Here is a 15922-nt window from a genome sequence, read left to right as displayed (position 1 = left end):
AACCATGGGTGCAGTAGATAAACAGGTGGCGCGGCCGCAGGCGGAGAGCCTGGCGCGGACGCCGATGATGGCCTTGCTGGGCAATCCGAATTGCGGCAAGACGGCCTTGTTCAACCGTCTGACCGGCGCGCGCCAGAAAGTGGCCAACTACGCCGGCGTGACCATCGAACGCAAGGAAGGCGCATTCACCACCAGCGGCGGCCACAACTTCCGCGTGCTGGACCTGCCCGGCGCCTACAGCCTCAACGCCCACACGCCGGACGAGGAAATCACGCGCGACGTGGTGGCCGGCCTGCGCAAGGGCGACGCCGCGCCGGACGTGGTGGTGTGCGTGGTCAACGCCACCAACCTGCGCCTGAACCTGCGCCTGGTGCTGGAAATCAAGCGCCTGGGCCTGCCGATGATCCTGGCGCTGAACATGGTGGACGTGGCCAAAAAACGCGGCATCAGCATCGACGCCGACCGCCTGGCGCAGGAACTGGGCATGCCGGTGGTGGAAACCGTGGCGGTGCAGGCCGGCGGCGAAAAGTCGCTGCTGCGCGCGCTCGACCAGATGTGGCCGCTGTCCGAGGGCAAGCCGCAGCCCTTGTCGGCCATCGACGCCGTCAGCGTGGAAGACACGCAGCGCGAGGTGCGCCGCATTCTCGACCTGACCGTCAAGGCGCCGGCCACCACCGACGACGCGCTGTCGGAGAAGATCGACAACGTGGTGCTGCACCCGGTGCTGGGCCCGATCATCCTGGCGGTGCTGATGTTCCTGGTGTTCCAGGCCGTGTTCACCTGGGCCACGCCGGTGATGGACCTGATCAAGGACAGCGTCGACCACCTGGGCGGCATGGTCCGCGACGCCATGCCGGACGGCGTGCTGCGCGGCCTGCTGGTGGATGGCATCCTGAGCGGCGCCGGCAGCGTGCTGGTGTTCCTGCCGCAGATCCTGATCCTTTTCTTCTTCATCCTGGTGCTGGAGGACTGCGGCTACCTGCCGCGCGCGGCCTTCCTGCTGGACCGGCTGATGGGCGGGGTCGGCCTGTCGGGCCGCGCCTTCATTCCGCTGCTGTCCAGCTTTGCCTGCGCGATTCCGGGCGTGATGGCGGCGCGCACCATCCAGAATCCGCGCGACCGCCTGGTGACCATCATGATCGCGCCGCTGATGACCTGCTCGGCGCGGCTGCCGGTGTATGCGCTGATCATCGCCGCCTTCATACCGGAGCGCCAGGTGTATGGCTTCCTCAGCCTGCAGGGCCTGGTGCTGTTCGCGCTGTACTTCGCCGGCATCTTCTCGGCGATGGCGGTGGCGTACTTCTTCAAGCGCGCGCTGGGCGCCAACCAGCAGCAGCCGCTGATGCTGGAGCTGCCGGCCTACCACTGGCCGCACCTGCAGAACCTGGCGCTGGGCCTGTGGGAACGCGCCAAGATCTTCCTGACCCGCGTGGGCACGGTGATCCTGACGTTGATGGTGCTGCTGTGGTTCCTCAGCTCCTTCCCCGGCGCGCCGGAAGGCGCGACCCATCCGCCGATTTACTACAGCCTGGCCGGGCTGCTGGGCCGCGGCCTGGAATACATCTTCGCGCCGATCGGCTTCAACTGGCAGATCTGCATCGCGCTGGTGCCGGGCCTGGCCGCGCGCGAGGTGGCGGTGGGCGCGCTGGGCACGGTGTACGCGCTGTCGCAGACCGGCGAGGAGCTGGCGCAGTCGCTGGAGCCGATCATCGCCTCGTCGTGGGCGCTGCCGACCGCGCTGTCGCTGCTGGCGTGGTATGTGTTTGCGCCGCAGTGCCTGTCGACGCTGTCGGTGGTGCGGCGTGAAACCGGCAGCACCCGTTATGCGCTGCTGATGGCCGGCTACATGTTTGCGCTGGCGTACATCGGCTCGTTCCTGACGTATCGTATTTCGCTGGCCGTTCTGGGAGGCTAATATGTGGCAAGAGATGATCGTGGCGTTGATCGTGGCGGCGGCGCTGCTGCACTTCAGCACCAAATACCTGCCGGTGGCGTGGCGCCGGCGCATTGTTTACACGCTGGGCAAGCGCGGCTTCAACGAAGTCAAACTGGCCAAATTTTTCAAGACGCAGGGCGGCGGCGGTTGCGGCGACGACGGCGGCTGCTCCAGCTGCGGCTCGTGCGACACCACGCCCACCAAGACCAACTCCGCCACCCAGCACCGCGTGATCAAGCTGCACGTGCAGCGCTGAATTTGTTCACGGTCTCAAAGGTCGGACCGAAGGAAGCTGCAACGACCGGCAATCCGGTCAGCATTTCGAGATCGCCCATCATGTGCCGCGCGCCGGTGATGATGTCCGGCGCCAGATCCTGCCCTGCGCTGAGGCGCAACTCCCTGATTCTTCCCTCATTATCGCGTACGCCGGGCAGGACCGGAGAACGTGGCCAGGGCCACTACCAGCTCATGCTCACTACCAGCTCATGCTCATGCAAGGCCGGCAGGACGGCGTCGACGGTGCAGTTTTTTTCTCGCTGTCCGCCGCTTTTAGCTTTGACTGGGATGACGCGGTTATCTGGCCGGCCCTTAGGTACCATTACGCGGAGCCACGAGAGTGCGCTTTGGGATTTGTGGGAAATCACCTTTATTTCTTGGTGTTTGTTGATGAGTCTTGCAGCAGGCGCATCATCAGTATGCGCCCTGCAAGCAAAGGAGAGGTGAAGAAATATGTACCGCAGAAAACGTGAAATCGTCTGGCCAACCGACGAGGAGGATGCGGCCATCGTCGCTGCGGCACTGTCCGATCCGGACGCGCAGCCATTGACGGAGGACGAACTGGCGCAGTTCAGGCCATGGCGGGCGCGCTTGCTGGCGCCGCCGGGGGCGCCGACAGTGACGCTGACCATGGAGTTTGACGCCGCCACCATCGCGGCCTTTCAGCGGTAGGGGGAGGACTGGCAACAGGGTATCAATGCCGTGCTGCGCGAGTGGGCCATCCGGCGCGGCTATGTGCCGTTTCCCGAATAATCAACCGCAGTATGGATCAAACGACTCGGCCTGCGCCATCGGCCAGTACTGGCCGAACACCGGCGGCAGGCGCGACAGCTGGCTCGGGTCGAGCAGCTGGCCGGCTTCCAGGTAGGGCAGCAGCGCCGAGGCCAGCTTGACCTGGTTCTCGGAAAGGCGCCGCACCAGGTGGCGCGGACGCAGCTGCGACGGATGCGTCAAGCCGGCGGCGGCGATCAGCTGGGCCAGCGCCTCCATCGTGTTCTTGTGGAAGTTGGCCACGCGCTCGATCTTGTCCGGCACCACCAGCGCGCGCTGGCGCCCCGGGTCCTGCGTCGCCACGCCGGTCGGGCAGCGGTCGGTGTGGCAGCTTTGCGACTGGATGCAGCCCAGCGCGAACATGAAGCCGCGCGCCGAGTTGCACCAGTCCGCGCCCAGCGCCAGCGTGCGCGCGATGTCGAACGCGGTGATGATCTTGCCCGAGGCGCCGATCTTGATCTTGTCGCGCAGGTTGGCGCCGACCAGCGTGTTATGCACCAGCAGCAGCCCCTCCTGCAGCGGCGTGCCGATGTGGTCGGTGAACTCGACCGGCGCGGCGCCGGTGCCGCCTTCGCCGCCATCGACCACAATGAAGTCCGGCACGATGCCGGTGGCCAGCATGGCCTTGACGATGCCGAAGAATTCCCACGGGTGGCCGATGGCCAGCTTGAAACCGGTCGGCTTGCCGCCCGACAGCGTGCGCAGGCGGTCGATGAATTCCAGCATTTCCACCGGCGTGCCGAACGCCGAGTGGCGCGCCGGCGAGATGCAGTCGCGGCCGACCGGCACGCCGCGCGTCTGCGCGATCTCGATGGTGACCTTGGCGCCCGGCAGCACGCCGCCGTGGCCGGGCTTGGCGCCTTGCGACATTTTCAGCTCGATCATCTTGACCTGCGGCGCGCTGGCGTTGGCGGCAAAGCGTTCTTCCGAGAAGCTGCCGTCGTCATTGCGGCAGCCGAAGTAGCCGGAGCCGATTTCCCACACCAGGTCGCCGCCGTGCTGGCGGTGATAGGGGCTGATGCTGCCCTCGCCGGTGTCGTGCATGAAGCCGCCTTTTTTTGCGCCGCCATTCAGCGCCAGGATGGCGTTGGCCGACAGCGCGCCAAAGCTCATCGCCGAGATGTTGAACACGCTGGCCGCGTAGGGCTGGGCGCGCGGGCAGTCCGGGTGGTTGCCGATCTCGATGCGGAATTCGGGGTCCTGTTCCAGCGCTGGCGCGATCGAGTGGTTGATCCATTCGTAGCCGGGGGCATAGACGTCGAGCTGGGTGCCGAACGGGCGCTTGTCGCTGTCCTGCTTGGCGCGCTGGTAGACGATGCTGCGCTGGTTGCGCGAGAACGGCTCGGCCACCATGTCGTCCTCCAGGAAGTACTGGCGGATTTCGGGGCGGATCGATTCGAAGAAGAAGCGGAAGTGCGCCAGGATCGGGTAGTTGCGGCGCAGCGCGCGCTTGGTCTGGACCAGGTCGCTGATGCCGACGATGGTGAGGAAGGCGGCGACAGCGGTGATTTCCCACGGCGCCTTCAGGGCCAGCGAGGCCAGCAGGGTGACGACAGATGCGGTGAAGGCGAGATAACGTGGCGACAGCAAATTCATGAATACTCCGGCGGCGGCTTTGAACTGTCGAGTGTACTGCTGTTTCTGGGAGGAAGCTATCTCCGAACTGGGGAGGCGCGGGCGGGCGCCGATAGTGCTAAGCTAGCGGGGTGACGGCGCACGGCCGTTCTTTTTCTCGGGATATGCCATATGATCGTTGTCCATCACTTGAATAATTCACGCTCGCAGCGGGTGTTGTGGCTGCTGGAGGAACTGGGCCTGGAGTACGAGATCGTGCGCTACCAGCGCGATCCGCAAACCATGCTGGCGCCGCCGGAACTGAAGGCCATCCATCCGCTCGGCAAGTCGCCGGTGCTGACCGACCATGGCGTGACGGTGGCCGAGTCGGGCGCGATCGTCGAATACCTGATCGAGACCTATGGCAACGGCCGCCTGGTGCCGCCGGCCGGCACCGAGGAGCGCCGCCGCTGGACCTACTTCCTGCACTACGCCGAAGGCTCGGCGATGGCGCCGCTGCTGATGAAGCTGATTTTCGACCGGGTCGAGACCAGCCCGGCGCCGTTCTTCGTCAAGCCGATCGCGCGCGGCATCGCGCAGAAGGTCAAGGGCAGCTACATCCTGCCGCAGATCGGCATGCACCTGGACTACCTGGAGAGCGAACTGGGCAAGGCGCCCTGGTTCGCCGGCAACGAGTTCACCGCCGCCGATATCCAGATGAGCTTCCCGCTGGAAGCGGCTTCCGCGCGCGGCGGCCTGGACGAATCGCGGCCCAACCTGGCCGCCTTCCTCAAACGCATCCACAGCCGCCCCGCGTTCCAGCGCGCGCTCGAACGCGGCGGCCCGTACGAGTTGCTGAAGTAAGCCTTGATGCGGCGCAGGCCGCCGCATCAGCCGGGTCGGGTAGAATGGCGGCTTGACCAAGCCCGGATGAAGTTGAACATGGGTAGACTCCTTGCCATCGACGGCCTCAATATTGTGCGCCGTGTCTACGAAGCCAGCCCCGAACCTGACAGCGCCGAAAAGGCCGAGATCGCGCTGCGCCACGCGCTGTCCTCCTTCCGCACCCTGGTCCACGACCATGAACCGACCCATGTGCTGCCGGCCTTCGACTTTGGCGGCCGCACCTGGCGCCACGACCTGTACGCCGGCTACCGCGAGGGCCGCGCGCCGATGCCATCGCCGCTGCGCGAGGCACTGCCGGCCTTTTACGACAAGCTGCGCGGCATCGGCATGCATGTGGTGTCGCTGCCCGAGGTCGAGGCCGACGACGTGATCGGCACCGTGGTGCTGCGCTGGCTGGCCGAGGGCCGCGGCGAGGCCACCATCGCCAGCACCGACAAGGACCTGCACGGCCTGATCGCCCACGGCGCCCGCGTGTGGGACCACTTCAAGAGCGAATGGCACGACCACGCCTGGGTCGAGAAGAAGTGGGGCGTGCCGCCCGACCAGCTGCCCGACCTGCTGGCGCTGATGGGCGATGTGACCGATGCCATCCCCGGCGTGTCCAAGGTCGGCGTCAAAACCGCCGCCAAACTGTTGCGTACATACGGCACTCTGGACGCGATCATGGCCGGCGCGGGCATTCTTAAAGATTCCCTCGGGGAAACGCTACGAAAAGAACGTGAAATGCTGTATCTTTCTCGACAACTGGTGCAGTTAAAAACAGATGTGCGGATCGGCGTCACGTGGAACATGCTGGCGTGGTCGCACTAAGAACAAGGTTTGCAAGATGTTAAAAGCAGTCATTATCGACTCCAGCGCCGTCGCGCGCGGCCTGCTCAACACCGTGCTGCTGGACGGCGGTTATGATGTTGTCGGCCAGGCCCACACGGTGGCCGCCGGCGTGACCCTGCTGATCAAGCACAATCCGCATATCGTGTGCATCGCCAAGGAGCAGGTGCAGGCCAATGAGCAGGAGGTGCGCGAGCTGCACGCGAAGTGGCCGAAGGCGCTGATTTTCATGGTGTCCAGCGAGATGGACGCGGCCACCATTCAGTCGGCGCATGCGATGGGCGTGAGCGGGTTTATCGTCAAGCCGTTCAAGGCCGATACGGTGCTGAATACGATCCGCAATGTGGTGATCGCCATGGTCAAGCGCCAGCGGGCGGCGATGGCCAAGGCCGAAGCGCCACCAGCCGCGGAAGGCGCGCCAGGCGGCGAGCCCGCGGCCTCTTGACCCGGGGCCTGCGGCCGTAAGGGGTCTGACCCCTGCGGGGTCAGACCCCGGTGTGCGCAGTGCGGGGTGAGACTGGTGTGCTACTGGCCGGTCAGGCGATGATGCCGCCGCCGAGGCAGACGTCGCCGTCATACAGCACGGCCGACTGGCCAGGCGTCACGGCCCACTGGGCGTCCATGAATTTCAGCGCGAAATCCGATTCGCCTTCCGGCGCCACTTCGCACGCCACGTCGGCCTGGCGGTAGCGCGTTTTGGCCGACAGCGCGCGCGCTTCCGGCGCCTCGCCGGCGATCCAGCTGGCCTGGTCGGCGCGCAGCGCCGATGACAGCAGCCATGGATGGTCGTGTCCCTGCACGATGTACAGCACGTTGTTGGCCACGTCCTTGCGCGCCACGTACCAGGCGTCGTTGCTGCCGTCGGCGTTCTTGTACGCCTTCAGGCCGCCGACGCCGATGCCCTTGCGCTGGCCCAGCGTGTAGAACGACAGGCCCACGTGCTCGCCCACCACCTTGCCGTCTGGCGTCATCATCGGCCCCGGCTTGTACGACAGGTAGCGGTTCAAGAACTCGCGGAACGGCCGCTCGCCGATGAAGCAGATGCCGGTCGAATCCTTCTTGGCCGCATTCGGCAGCTTGAGCTTCTCGGCGATCTTGCGCACTTCGGTTTTCGGAATCTCGCCCAGCGGGAACAGGGTCTTCGACAACTGCGCCTGGTTCAGGCGGTGCAAGAAGTAGCTCTGGTCCTTGGTGTGGTCGACCGCCTTCAGCAGCTCGCTCTTGCCGTCGTGGTGGCGCACGCGCGCGTAGTGGCCGGTGGCGATCAAGTCCGCGCCCAGCGACATCGCGTGGTCGAGGAAGGCCTTGAACTTGATTTCGGCGTTGCACAGCACATCCGGGTTCGGCGTGCGGCCGGCCTGGTATTCGCGCAGGAAGTCGGCGAACACGCGGTCCTTGTATTCGCTGGCGAAGTTGACCGCCTCGATGTCCACGCCCACCACGTCCGCCACCGAGGCGGCGTCGATCCAGTCCTGGCGGGTGGAGCAGTACTCGGAGTCGTCATCGTCTTCCCAGTTCTTCATGAACAGGCCGACCACGTCGTAGCCCTGTTCCTTCAGCAGCCACGCCGAAACCGAGGAGTCCACCCCGCCCGACATGCCGATCACGACCCTTTTTTTGCCCGACCCGTTGCTCATTACTTATCCATTCGCAGTGCTTACCGCTTCCCGATAGACGGAAGCGTGTGTTTGTACCAGTTCCAGCGGCGCCCGGTGGCCCGCCAGGTATTCGTCGACGCATTGCAGCACCGTCGGGCTGCGATGACGGTCGGCGCAGGCGGCCAGCTCGTCGCGCGTCAGCCACATGGTGCGCAGGATGCCTTCGTCCAGCGGACGGTCATGCTTCTCGCCTGGATAACCGCAGAAGGTGAAGCGCAGATACGTCACTTCCTCGCCGGTGCGGTTGGAGGTGTAGCGCGACATGTACATGCCCACCAGCGCGGTCGGCGTGAAGTCGTACGCGGTTTCCTCCAGCGTCTCGCGCACCACCGCCTGCTGCAGCGACTCGTACGGGTCGAGATGCCCGGCAGGCTGGTTGATGCGGATGCCATCGCTGGTCTCTTCTTCGATCAGCAGGAACTTGCCATCTTTTTCGACGATGGCGGCAACAGTCACAGAGGGTTTCCAGATACGCGGCATGTGTCATCCTTGAAAGAGCCGATATTTTAGCTTGTTCCAGGCTTTTGGTTTGCGCTGGAACAAATTTAGAGGGGAATTAATGACAAATAGTTATACTTGAATTGACGAAATCATTAAGTATGGGCAAAGAATTCCTCTCTAAGATTGTGTCCAAATGAGGGGCGCCACGCCCCACGTTCCATGTTAGATTGTAGTCAGTTTATTAATCGAATGGAGGCACCATGAGAATAAGCGTACCGGCCGAAACACGGCCGGGGGAAACCCGGGTGGCTGCCACGCCCGAAACCGTCAAAAAACTCGCCGCCAAGCACCAGGTGCTGGTGCAGGCCGGCGCCGGGCTGGCCGCCTCCGTCACCGACGCCGCCTACGCGGCGGCCGGCGCCCAGATCGTCGCCGCCAGCGAGGTGTGGTCGGCCGAAGTGATCCTCAAAGTCCGCGCGCCCAATGCCGAGGAGCGCGCCCAGATCCAGCCGGGCACGGTGGTGATCGGCATGCTCAACCCCTTCGACGCCGACAACAACGCCGCCATGGCGGCGGCCGGGCTGCAGGCGTTCGCGCTGGAGGCCGTGCCGCGCATCACGCGCGCGCAGTCGATGGACGTGCTGTCGTCGCAGGCCAATATCGCCGGCTACAAGGCGGTGATGGTGGCGGCCAATATTTACCAGCGCTTCATGCCGATGCTGATGACGGCGGCCGGCACGGTGAAGGCGGCGCGGGTGCTGATCATGGGCGTCGGCGTGGCCGGGCTGCAGGCGATCGCCACCGCCAAGCGCCTGGGCGCGGTGATCGAGGCGTCCGACGTGCGGCCGCCGGTCAAGGAGCAGGTGGAGTCGCTGGGCGCCAAGTTCATCGACGTGCCCTATCTGACCGATGAGGAAAAAGAGATTGCGCAGGGCGTGGGCGGCTACGCGCGGCCGATGCCGGCCGACTGGATGCGGCGCCAGGCCGAACTGGTGCACGAGCGCGCCAAGCTGGCCGACGTCATCATCACCACCGCGCTGATCCCGGGCCGTCCGGCGCCGGTGCTGATTTCCGAGGAGACGGTGAAGGCGATGAAGCCGGGCTCCGTGATCGTCGACCTGGCGGTATCGCAGGGCGGCAACTGCCCGCTGTCGGAGCTGAACAAAACGGTGGTCAAGCATGGCGTGCATATCGTCGGCGAGCCGGATCTGGCAACCCACGTGGCGGCCGACGCCTCGGCGCTGTACGCGCGCAATGTGCTGGACTTCCTCAAGCTGATCATCGACAAGGAAGACAAGTCGGGCGGCGAACCGCTGGTGATCGACCGCGAGGACGAGATCATCAAGGCCACGCTGCTGTGCAGCGGCGGCGAATTGCTGCGTAAATAAGGGGACGACAAATGGAAGTCAGCCACACCATCATCAATCTGATTATTTTTGTCCTGGCGATTTACGTGGGCTACCACGTGGTCTGGACGGTGACGCCGGCGCTGCATACGCCGCTGATGGCGGTCACCAATGCGGTATCGGCCATCATCATCGTCGGCGCCATGCTGGCGGCGGCGCTGACCGAGGGCCTGGTCGGGCAGATCGCCGGCACGGTCGCGGTGGCGCTGGCCGCCGTCAATGTGTTCGGCGGGTTCCTGGTCACACAGCGCATGCTGGAGATGTTCAAGAAGAAGGAGCCTAAAGCCAAAGCGGGAGAGAAAGAATGAATTTCATCTCCATGAATCTGGTGACGATGCTGTACCTGATCGCATCGGTGTGCTTTATCCAGGCGCTGAAAGGCCTGTCGTCGCCGGCCACGGCGCGCCAGGGCAATGCCTTCGGCATGACCGGCATGGCGATCGCGTTCGTCACCACGGTGGCGCTGATCCTCAAGCTGCGCGCGGAAGCGGCGGCCGGCACGGCGGGCCTGGGCCTGCCGCTGGTGGCGCTGGGCGTGGTGATCGGCGGCGGCATCGGCGCGGTGCTGGCCAAGAAGGTCGAGATGACCAAGATGCCGGAGCTGGTGGCGGCCATGCACTCGCTGATTGGCCTGGCGGCGGTGTGTATCGCGGTTGCGGCGGTGTCCGAGCCGCATGCGTTTGGCATCGCGGCGGTGGGCGAAGCGCTGCCGTTCGGGAATCGCATCGAGCTGTTTATCGGGACGTTTGTGGGCGCGATTACGTTCTCCGGTTCGGTGATCGCGTTCGGCAAGCTGTCGGGCAAATACAAGTTCCGCCTGTTCCAGGGGGCGCCGGTCAGCTTCGCCGGGCAGCATTTGCTGAACCTGATCCTGGCGATTGTGATGGTGGCGCTGGGGCTGGTGTTTGTGGCCGATAGCGGCACCGCGCCGGCGTGGGCGCCGTTCCTGCTGATGACGGCGATCGCGTTTGTGCTGGGGGTGCTGATCATCATTCCGATCGGCGGCGCGGATATGCCGGTGGTGGTGTCGATGCTGAACTCCTATTCCGGCTGGGCGGCGGCGGGCATCGGCTTCTCGCTGAATAACGCGATGCTGATCATCGCCGGTTCGCTGGTGGGATCGTCGGGCGCCATCCTGTCGTACATCATGTGCAAGGCGATGAACCGGTCGTTCTTCAATGTGATTCTGGGCGGCTTTGGCGGTGCGCCGGCGGACGCCGGTGCCGGCGGGGCGAAGGAGCAGCGTCCGGTCAAGTCGGGATCGGCGGATGATGCGGCCTTCATTCTGGCGAATGCGGAGAGTGTGATCATCGTGCCGGGCTATGGCCTGGCGGTGGCGCGCGCGCAGCATGCGCTGAAGGAGCTGGTGGCCAAGCTGACCCACAATGGCGTGACGGTGAAGTATGCGATTCACCCGGTGGCCGGGCGCATGCCGGGGCATATGAATGTGCTGCTGGCGGAGGCGGAGGTGCCGTATGACCAGGTGTTCGAGATGGAGGATATCAACGGCGAGTTCGGGCAGACTGACGTGGTGCTGATTCTGGGCGCGAATGACGTGGTCAACCCGGCCGCCAAGGACCCGAAGTCGCCCATCGCTGGGATGCCGATTCTGGAGGCGTACAAGGCCAAGAGCATCATCGTTAATAAGCGGTCGATGGCGTCCGGTTATGCGGGCCTGGACAATGAGCTGTTTTACCAGCCCAACACCATGATGGTCTTCGGCGACGCCAAGAAGGTCATCGAGGATATGGTGAAGGCGGTCGAGTAGCGCCTAACCCGCACGGCCTGGCGGGGTCTGACCCCGTACGGGGTCAGACCCCTAAGTGGTAGGGCATGCGTATCGCTAAAAGCGTGCGGGGTGGCTTTAGCGGCGGCCGTACATCATGAGTTCCGCCAGCAGGCCGCGCGCGGGACCCGCCATGTCGATGGCGGCCAGCGACAGGCCTAGCAGCGCCTGGGCCGGGGTGTCGTTGGCGAAGACGCGGGCCATGGTGTCGGTGAGGCGCACCGTCGTCCTGCGGTCGCGTTGGCGCATCACCACGTATTGCGACAGATGCTCCGGCGTCGCGCCTTGCGCCAGCAGGCGCGCCAGCACCGTGACGTCGCGCAGCCCCAGGTTCAGGCCTTGGCCGGCTACCGGGTGCAACGTCTGCGCGGCGTTGCCGATGGTGACGGTGCGCGCGGTGGCGTGGCCTGCCGCGTTCAGTCCCAACGGGAAGCCGAGACGCGGCGTGGTGTGCGTGAAAGCGCCCACGCGGTCGCCGAAGGCTTTGCCCAGCGCCGACAGGAAATCGGCGTCGTTCAACGCCAGCAGCGTTTGCGCGTTGTCCGGACGCACGCACCACACCAGCGAATATTCGTCATCCTGCGGCAGTAGCGCCAGCGGGCCTTGTTCCGTGAAGCGTTCGTAGGCGCGGTGCGGCGGCGGGGTGCTGCTGCGCACCTGCGCGATGATGGCGGTCTGCTGGTAGTCGCGGTTGATCGCGCGCACCTGCTGTTCGTTGAACAGCCCCCCTTCGGCTTGCACCACAATCGCCGCGCGCAGCGTTTGCGGCGTGCCGTTGACGTCCACAATCAGCGTGACGGCATCAGCGTCTTCGTCCAGCGTCAGCACGCGCGCGGGACGCAGCGAGGCGATGCCGGCGCGCTCGCACACGGCGCCCAGCGCGGTGACGATGTTGCCGTAACGGGTGACGTAGCCCAGCGCGGGCAGGTCGTAGTCCTTGCGGTCGATCAGGCTGCGGCCGAATTGTCCACGTCGCGATACGTGAATCTGTTCGATGGCGGTGGCCGCTGTCGGCCAGGCGTCGATCTCTTCGAGTATCTGCCGGCTGCCCCAAGACAGCGCCAGCGAGCGCGGGTCGGTGCTGGCCTGCGCCAGCGTCTTGGCGTCGATCAGGGCAATGCGGTGGGCGGCGACGCCGCGCTTGACCAACAGCGCCGCCAGCGCCATGCCGGCCGGGCCGGCACCGCAGATGGCGATGTCGTAGGTGATGTCTGTCATGGTTGCTGCATCAGTTGTTCGATGTCGGCCACGGTCTTGGGGGCGGCCGCGCTCAGGACGGTGTGGCCGTCGGCGGTCACCAGCACGTCGTCTTCGATGCGGATGCCGATGTGCCAGTATTCTTCCGGCACGCCCTCGGCCGGCCGCACGTAGATGCCCGGTTCCACCGTCACCACCATGCCCGGCTGGAGCGCGCGCGATGGCTTGTCGGCCTGCGTGACGTCGCGGTACTGGCCGACGTCGTGCACGTCCATGCCCAGCCAGTGGCCGGTGCCGTGCATGTAGAACTGCGTGTAGCGCTTGGCGGCGATGATGTCTTCCAGCTCGCCCTTCAGCAGGCCCAGGTCCAGCATGCCTTGCGCCAGCACCCGCACCGCCGCCTCGTGCGCGCCGGCGTAGGGCAGGCCGGGGGCGATGGCCTTGAAGGCGGCTTCCTGCGCGGCCAGCACCAGTTCATACAGGCGCTTTTGCGGCGCGCTGAATGTGCCGTTGACCGGGAAGGTGCGGGTGATGTCGGCGGCGTAGCCATCCAGCTCGCAGCCGGCGTCGATCAGCACCAGGTCGCCGTCGCGCGATGGCGCGTTGTTGGCGCTGTAGTGCAGCACGCAGGCGTTGGCGCCCGCCGCGACGATGGCGTTGTAGGCTGGCGCCTGGGCGCCGTTGCGGCGGAATTCGTACAGCAATTCCGCTTCCAGTTCGTATTCGTGTACGCCGGCGCGGGCGGCGCGCATGGCGCGGATATGCGCTTGCGCAGAGATGTCGGCCGCGCGTTGCATGATGGCTTGTTCGTGCGCGTCCTTGATCAGCCGCATTTCGTCCAGCAGCGGCAGCACGTCGGCGGCGACCGACGGCGCGGTCACGCCAGTGCGGGCCTTGGCGCGCACGGCGGACAGCCAGCCGGCCACGCGCACGTCGAGCGTGCCGCCCAGCGCGTAGTACAGCGCCGGCGCGTCGGACAGCAGCGCGGCCATGCGTTCGTCCAGCGTGCCGATGGCGTGGGCTTCGTCGAAGCCGAAGGCGGCGCGCGCGGCCTCCGGGCCGTGGCGGTAGCCTTCCCAGATTTCGCGCTCGATGTTTTTCTCGCGGCAGAACAGGATGGCGCGCGCCGGCGCGTCGCCGTCGGCGGCCACCAGCACCAGCGCCGCTTCCGGCTCGGTAAAGCCGGTCAGGTAGTAGAAGTAGCTGTCGTGGCGGTACAGGTATTCACTGTCGGCGTTGCGCGTGACTTCGGGCGCGGTCTGCAGCACCGCCACCGCGCCGGGCGGCAGTTGCGCCAGCAGGCGCGCGCGCCGGCCGGCGTAGATGCCCGCGTCGACAGCGGCCGCCATCACTGCACACCCTTGCTGGCCGGCGCCAGCGCGGCCAGCGGCGCGTTCAGCAGGTCGAGCTGCTGCACGGTGCCGACGTTGTGCCATTCGCCTTCGTACACTTCGCCGCCGACCTGCTGCTTGTCGGCGTATTCGCGGATCAGCGGGCCCAGCTTGGCGTACTCGCCGGCGGCGATGCGGTCGAACATCTCCATGCGGTAGACGCCGATATTCCCGAAGGTCCATTTCGGCGAGCCATCGTTGGTCAGCGAGTACATGGTCATGCCGAAGTCGCCCTCGGGATGCCAGTCGGGATTGGGCACCATGTACAGCCAGCAGATGTCGCGCTTGTCGGGCGGGTAGGGATTGCCCCACATGTCCTTGTCGTGCAACACGTCCTTGACCTGCTCGAAATCGAAGTAGGGCACGTAGATGTCGCCGGAGATGGCGACGAACGGTTCCTCGCCCAGCAGCGCGCGCGCCTGGGCGATGCCGCCGGCGGTTTCCAGCGCCTGTTCCTCGCGCGAGTACAGCAGTTTCGCGCCGAACTGGCTGCCGTCGCCCAGCGCCTGCTCGATCTGTTCGCCCAGGTGGGCGTGGTTGATGACGATCTCGGTGATGCCGGCCTTGACCAGGTTGAGGATGTGCCAGACGATCAGCGGCCGGCCGCGCACCTTCAGCAGCGGCTTGGGCGTGGTGTCGGTCAGCGGACGCATGCGTTCGCCGCGTCCGGCGGCGAATATCATCGCTTTCATGCGCGCCGCCTCAGAAGGTGTAGCCGACTTGCGGCTGGCGGTCTTCCAGCAGGTCCAGCAGCTTGATCAGCGGCTTCAGGTCCTTGTAACGCGACGCGGTCTTGCGCACGTAGTCCATCACGGTCGGCAGGTCGTCCAGGTACTGCGCCTTGCCGTCGCGGTAGTTGAGGCGGCAGAACAGGCCGAGGATTTTCAGGTGACGCTGCAGGCCCATGTACTCGAAGTCCTTGTAGAAGGCGTCGATGTCCTTGTTGACCGGCAGGCCCAGCGACTTGGCGTGTTGCCAGTAGCGGATCGCCCAGTCCAGCACCAGTTCCTCGTCCCACTGCACGTAGGCGTCGCGCAGCAGCGAGGCCAGGTCGTAGGTCATCGGGCCGTACAGCGCGTCCTGGAAGTCCAGCACGCCCGGATTGCCGGCGTCCACCACCATCAGGTTGCGCGAGTGGAAGTCGCGGTGCACGTACACCTGGGCCTGGGCGGTGACGTTGGCCAGGATGGCGTCGAACACGCCTTGCAGCTCGGCGGTCTGCTTGTCGGTCAGCGTGGCCTTCAGGTGCTGGCCGATGTACCACTCGGGGAACAAATTCATTTCGCGCAGCAGGAAGGCGCGGTCGTATTCGGGCAGCACGTCCGGGCGGCTGGTGATCTGGAACTTGACCAGCGCCTCCAGCGCCTCGGCGTACATGGTCGAGGCGTTGTCGTGGTCCAGCGCCGCCAGGTAGGTGGTGGTGCCGAGGTCGGACAGCAGCATCAGGCCGGCCTCGTAGTCGGTGGCGATGATGCGCGGCACGGTGACGCCGGCATGCGTGAGCATTTCGTCAACTTTGACAAAGCCGAGCACGTTCTCGCGCTCGGGCGGCGCGTCCATGGCGATCAGGGTGGCGCCCAGCGCCGCTTGTTGTTCCGGCAACACGTCGAGGCGGAAGTAGCGGCGGAAGCTGGCGTCGGCCGAAGCGGCGCGGATGCTGTCGACGTCGACCACGTTCAGGCCGCGCAGCCACGTGACCAGCAGTTGCAGACGGGTATCGGAAGTTAAATTCTGTAATAAAGACATTGAAGCGTGCCGCGGAAACCGGCGTG

The 15922-nt window shown here is 65.6% G+C and carries 18 protein-coding genes; 10 read left to right on the top strand and 8 right to left on the bottom strand.

Annotated features, from left to right (window positions below; all coding sequences use genetic code 11):
- Positions 1–4: 4 nt before the first annotated feature.
- Positions 5–1915 (top strand): ferrous iron transporter B, encoded by a 1911-nt coding sequence (locus FHW58_RS22400; RefSeq protein ID WP_179675394.1) that lies wholly within the window; start codon positions 5–7, stop codon positions 1913–1915.
- Between the two features lies 1 nt (position 1916).
- Positions 1917–2192, top strand: a complete 276-nt coding sequence (locus FHW58_RS22395; protein ID WP_179675393.1) for a DUF6587 family protein — start codon at positions 1917–1919, stop codon at positions 2190–2192.
- Here FHW58_RS22395 and FHW58_RS22390 read toward each other — a convergent pair.
- Complete coding sequence (locus tag FHW58_RS22390) at positions 2170–2331, bottom strand: hypothetical protein (RefSeq protein WP_179675392.1); 162 nt, start codon at positions 2329–2331, stop codon at positions 2170–2172. The two genes, FHW58_RS22395 and FHW58_RS22390, sit on opposite strands and share 23 nt — an antisense overlap.
- Before the next feature lie 90 nt (positions 2332–2421).
- Between FHW58_RS22390 and FHW58_RS27970 the strand changes: the two genes are divergently transcribed.
- Complete coding sequence (locus tag FHW58_RS27970; protein ID WP_179675391.1) at positions 2422–2685, top strand: BrnT family toxin; 264 nt, start codon at positions 2422–2424, stop codon at positions 2683–2685.
- Entirely contained in the window at positions 2666–2884 is a 219-nt protein-coding gene (locus FHW58_RS22380; RefSeq protein WP_179675390.1) for a hypothetical protein, read from the top strand. Before FHW58_RS27970 ends, FHW58_RS22380 begins: the two co-directional genes overlap by 20 nt.
- An 81-nt stretch (positions 2885–2965) precedes the next feature.
- Here FHW58_RS22380 and FHW58_RS22375 read toward each other — a convergent pair whose 3' ends face one another.
- Positions 2966–4579: an FMN-binding glutamate synthase family protein gene (locus FHW58_RS22375; RefSeq protein WP_179675389.1), complete on the bottom strand. Its 1614-nt coding sequence runs from the start codon at positions 4577–4579 to the stop codon at positions 2966–2968.
- Between the two features lie 150 nt (positions 4580–4729).
- Here FHW58_RS22375 and FHW58_RS22370 point away from each other — a divergent pair, with 150 nt between their 5' ends.
- From FHW58_RS22370 to FHW58_RS22360, 3 genes are all read left to right on the top strand, one after another.
- Positions 4730–5401: a glutathione S-transferase gene (locus FHW58_RS22370; protein WP_179675388.1), complete on the top strand. Its 672-nt coding sequence runs from the start codon at positions 4730–4732 to the stop codon at positions 5399–5401.
- A 78-nt stretch (positions 5402–5479) separates the two neighbouring features.
- A complete protein-coding gene (locus FHW58_RS22365) occupies positions 5480–6253 on the top strand; it encodes a 5'-3' exonuclease H3TH domain-containing protein (protein WP_179675387.1) in 774 nt (257 codons plus the stop codon).
- Between the two features lie 16 nt (positions 6254–6269).
- Positions 6270–6716 carry a response regulator gene (locus FHW58_RS22360; protein ID WP_179675386.1) on the top strand — a complete coding sequence of 149 codons (447 nt, stop codon included), beginning with the start codon at positions 6270–6272 and terminating at the stop codon, positions 6714–6716.
- Positions 6717–6807: 91 nt separating this feature from the next.
- Here FHW58_RS22360 and mnmA read toward each other — a convergent pair whose 3' ends face one another.
- Both mnmA and FHW58_RS22350 read right to left on the bottom strand, forming a co-directional pair.
- Complete coding sequence (gene mnmA, locus FHW58_RS22355) at positions 6808–7908, bottom strand: tRNA 2-thiouridine(34) synthase MnmA (protein WP_179675385.1); 1101 nt, start codon at positions 7906–7908, stop codon at positions 6808–6810.
- Positions 7909–7911: 3 nt separating this feature from the next.
- A complete protein-coding gene (locus FHW58_RS22350; RefSeq protein ID WP_179675384.1) occupies positions 7912–8409 on the bottom strand; it encodes an NUDIX hydrolase in 498 nt (165 codons plus the stop codon).
- A gap of 221 nt (positions 8410–8630) precedes the next feature.
- Between FHW58_RS22350 and FHW58_RS22345 the strand changes: the two genes are divergently transcribed.
- From FHW58_RS22345 to FHW58_RS22335, 3 genes are read left to right on the top strand one after another with little or no spacing between them, the layout of a single operon-like run.
- Positions 8631–9758, top strand: a complete 1128-nt coding sequence (locus FHW58_RS22345; protein ID WP_179675383.1) for a Re/Si-specific NAD(P)(+) transhydrogenase subunit alpha — start codon at positions 8631–8633, stop codon at positions 9756–9758.
- A gap of 11 nt (positions 9759–9769) precedes the next feature.
- On the top strand, positions 9770–10084 hold the full coding sequence (locus FHW58_RS22340) for an NAD(P) transhydrogenase subunit alpha (RefSeq protein ID WP_179675382.1): 315 nt from the start codon (positions 9770–9772) through the stop codon (positions 10082–10084).
- Positions 10081–11544 carry an NAD(P)(+) transhydrogenase (Re/Si-specific) subunit beta gene (locus FHW58_RS22335; protein WP_179675381.1) on the top strand — a complete coding sequence of 488 codons (1464 nt, stop codon included), beginning with the start codon at positions 10081–10083 and terminating at the stop codon, positions 11542–11544. The genes FHW58_RS22340 and FHW58_RS22335 overlap by 4 nt, the downstream gene beginning before the upstream one ends.
- A 96-nt stretch (positions 11545–11640) precedes the next feature.
- On the opposite strand, the gene FHW58_RS22330 is transcribed toward FHW58_RS22335, so the two are convergent.
- From FHW58_RS22330 to FHW58_RS22315, 4 genes are read right to left on the bottom strand one after another with little or no spacing between them, the layout of a single operon-like run.
- The gene (locus tag FHW58_RS22330) at positions 11641–12780 is read right to left on the bottom strand and encodes an FAD-dependent monooxygenase (RefSeq protein WP_179675380.1); all 1140 of its coding nucleotides are present in this window, start codon (positions 12778–12780) and stop codon (positions 11641–11643) included.
- Positions 12777–14108: a Xaa-Pro aminopeptidase gene (pepP, locus tag FHW58_RS22325; protein WP_229265451.1), complete on the bottom strand. Its 1332-nt coding sequence runs from the start codon at positions 14106–14108 to the stop codon at positions 12777–12779. Before pepP ends, FHW58_RS22330 begins: the two co-directional genes overlap by 4 nt.
- Positions 14108–14842 carry an N-acetylmuramate alpha-1-phosphate uridylyltransferase MurU gene (gene murU / locus FHW58_RS22320; RefSeq protein WP_179675378.1) on the bottom strand — a complete coding sequence of 245 codons (735 nt, stop codon included), beginning with the start codon at positions 14840–14842 and terminating at the stop codon, positions 14108–14110. The genes pepP and murU overlap by 1 nt, the downstream gene beginning before the upstream one ends.
- 10 nt (positions 14843–14852) lie before the next feature.
- Positions 14853–15896, bottom strand: coding sequence for an aminoglycoside phosphotransferase family protein (locus FHW58_RS22315; protein ID WP_179675377.1), 1044 nt, complete (start codon positions 15894–15896; stop codon positions 14853–14855).
- Positions 15897–15922: the final 26 nt, after the last annotated feature.

Source organism: Duganella sp. 1224 (genome assembly GCF_013408245.1).
In the GTDB taxonomy this organism is placed as follows: Bacteria; Pseudomonadota; Gammaproteobacteria; order Burkholderiales; family Burkholderiaceae_D; genus Rugamonas.
The sequence above is the reverse complement of the archived record's forward strand: the minus strand, read 5'-3'. Positions and strand labels throughout refer to the sequence as shown.

Bases quoted from the DNA above. Each gene is read 5' to 3' on its own strand.
- FHW58_RS22400 (WP_179675394.1), top strand. From the start codon at position 5: ATGGGTGCAGTAGATAAACAGGTGGCGCGGCCGCAGGCGGAGAGCCTG.
- FHW58_RS22395 (WP_179675393.1), top strand. From the start codon at position 1,917: ATGTGGCAAGAGATGATCGTGGCGTTGATCGTGGCGGCGGCGCTGCTG.
- FHW58_RS27970 (WP_179675391.1), top strand. From the start codon at position 2,422: ATGCTCATGCAAGGCCGGCAGGACGGCGTCGACGGTGCAGTTTTTTTC.
- FHW58_RS22380 (WP_179675390.1), top strand. From the start codon at position 2,666: ATGTACCGCAGAAAACGTGAAATCGTCTGGCCAACCGACGAGGAGGAT.
- FHW58_RS22375 (WP_179675389.1), bottom strand. From the start codon at position 4,579: ATGAATTTGCTGTCGCCACGTTATCTCGCCTTCACCGCATCTGTCGTC.
- FHW58_RS22370 (WP_179675388.1), top strand. From the start codon at position 4,730: ATGATCGTTGTCCATCACTTGAATAATTCACGCTCGCAGCGGGTGTTG.
- FHW58_RS22365 (WP_179675387.1), top strand. From the start codon at position 5,480: ATGGGTAGACTCCTTGCCATCGACGGCCTCAATATTGTGCGCCGTGTC.
- FHW58_RS22360 (WP_179675386.1), top strand. From the start codon at position 6,270: ATGTTAAAAGCAGTCATTATCGACTCCAGCGCCGTCGCGCGCGGCCTG.
- mnmA (WP_179675385.1), bottom strand. From the start codon at position 7,908: ATGAGCAACGGGTCGGGCAAAAAAAGGGTCGTGATCGGCATGTCGGGC.
- FHW58_RS22350 (WP_179675384.1), bottom strand. From the start codon at position 8,409: ATGCCGCGTATCTGGAAACCCTCTGTGACTGTTGCCGCCATCGTCGAA.
- FHW58_RS22345 (WP_179675383.1), top strand. From the start codon at position 8,631: ATGAGAATAAGCGTACCGGCCGAAACACGGCCGGGGGAAACCCGGGTG.
- FHW58_RS22340 (WP_179675382.1), top strand. From the start codon at position 9,770: ATGGAAGTCAGCCACACCATCATCAATCTGATTATTTTTGTCCTGGCG.
- FHW58_RS22335 (WP_179675381.1), top strand. From the start codon at position 10,081: ATGAATTTCATCTCCATGAATCTGGTGACGATGCTGTACCTGATCGCA.
- FHW58_RS22330 (WP_179675380.1), bottom strand. From the start codon at position 12,780: ATGACAGACATCACCTACGACATCGCCATCTGCGGTGCCGGCCCGGCC.
- pepP (WP_229265451.1), bottom strand. From the start codon at position 14,108: ATGGCGGCCGCTGTCGACGCGGGCATCTACGCCGGCCGGCGCGCGCGC.
- murU (WP_179675378.1), bottom strand. From the start codon at position 14,842: ATGAAAGCGATGATATTCGCCGCCGGACGCGGCGAACGCATGCGTCCG.
- FHW58_RS22315 (WP_179675377.1), bottom strand. From the start codon at position 15,896: ATGTCTTTATTACAGAATTTAACTTCCGATACCCGTCTGCAACTGCTG.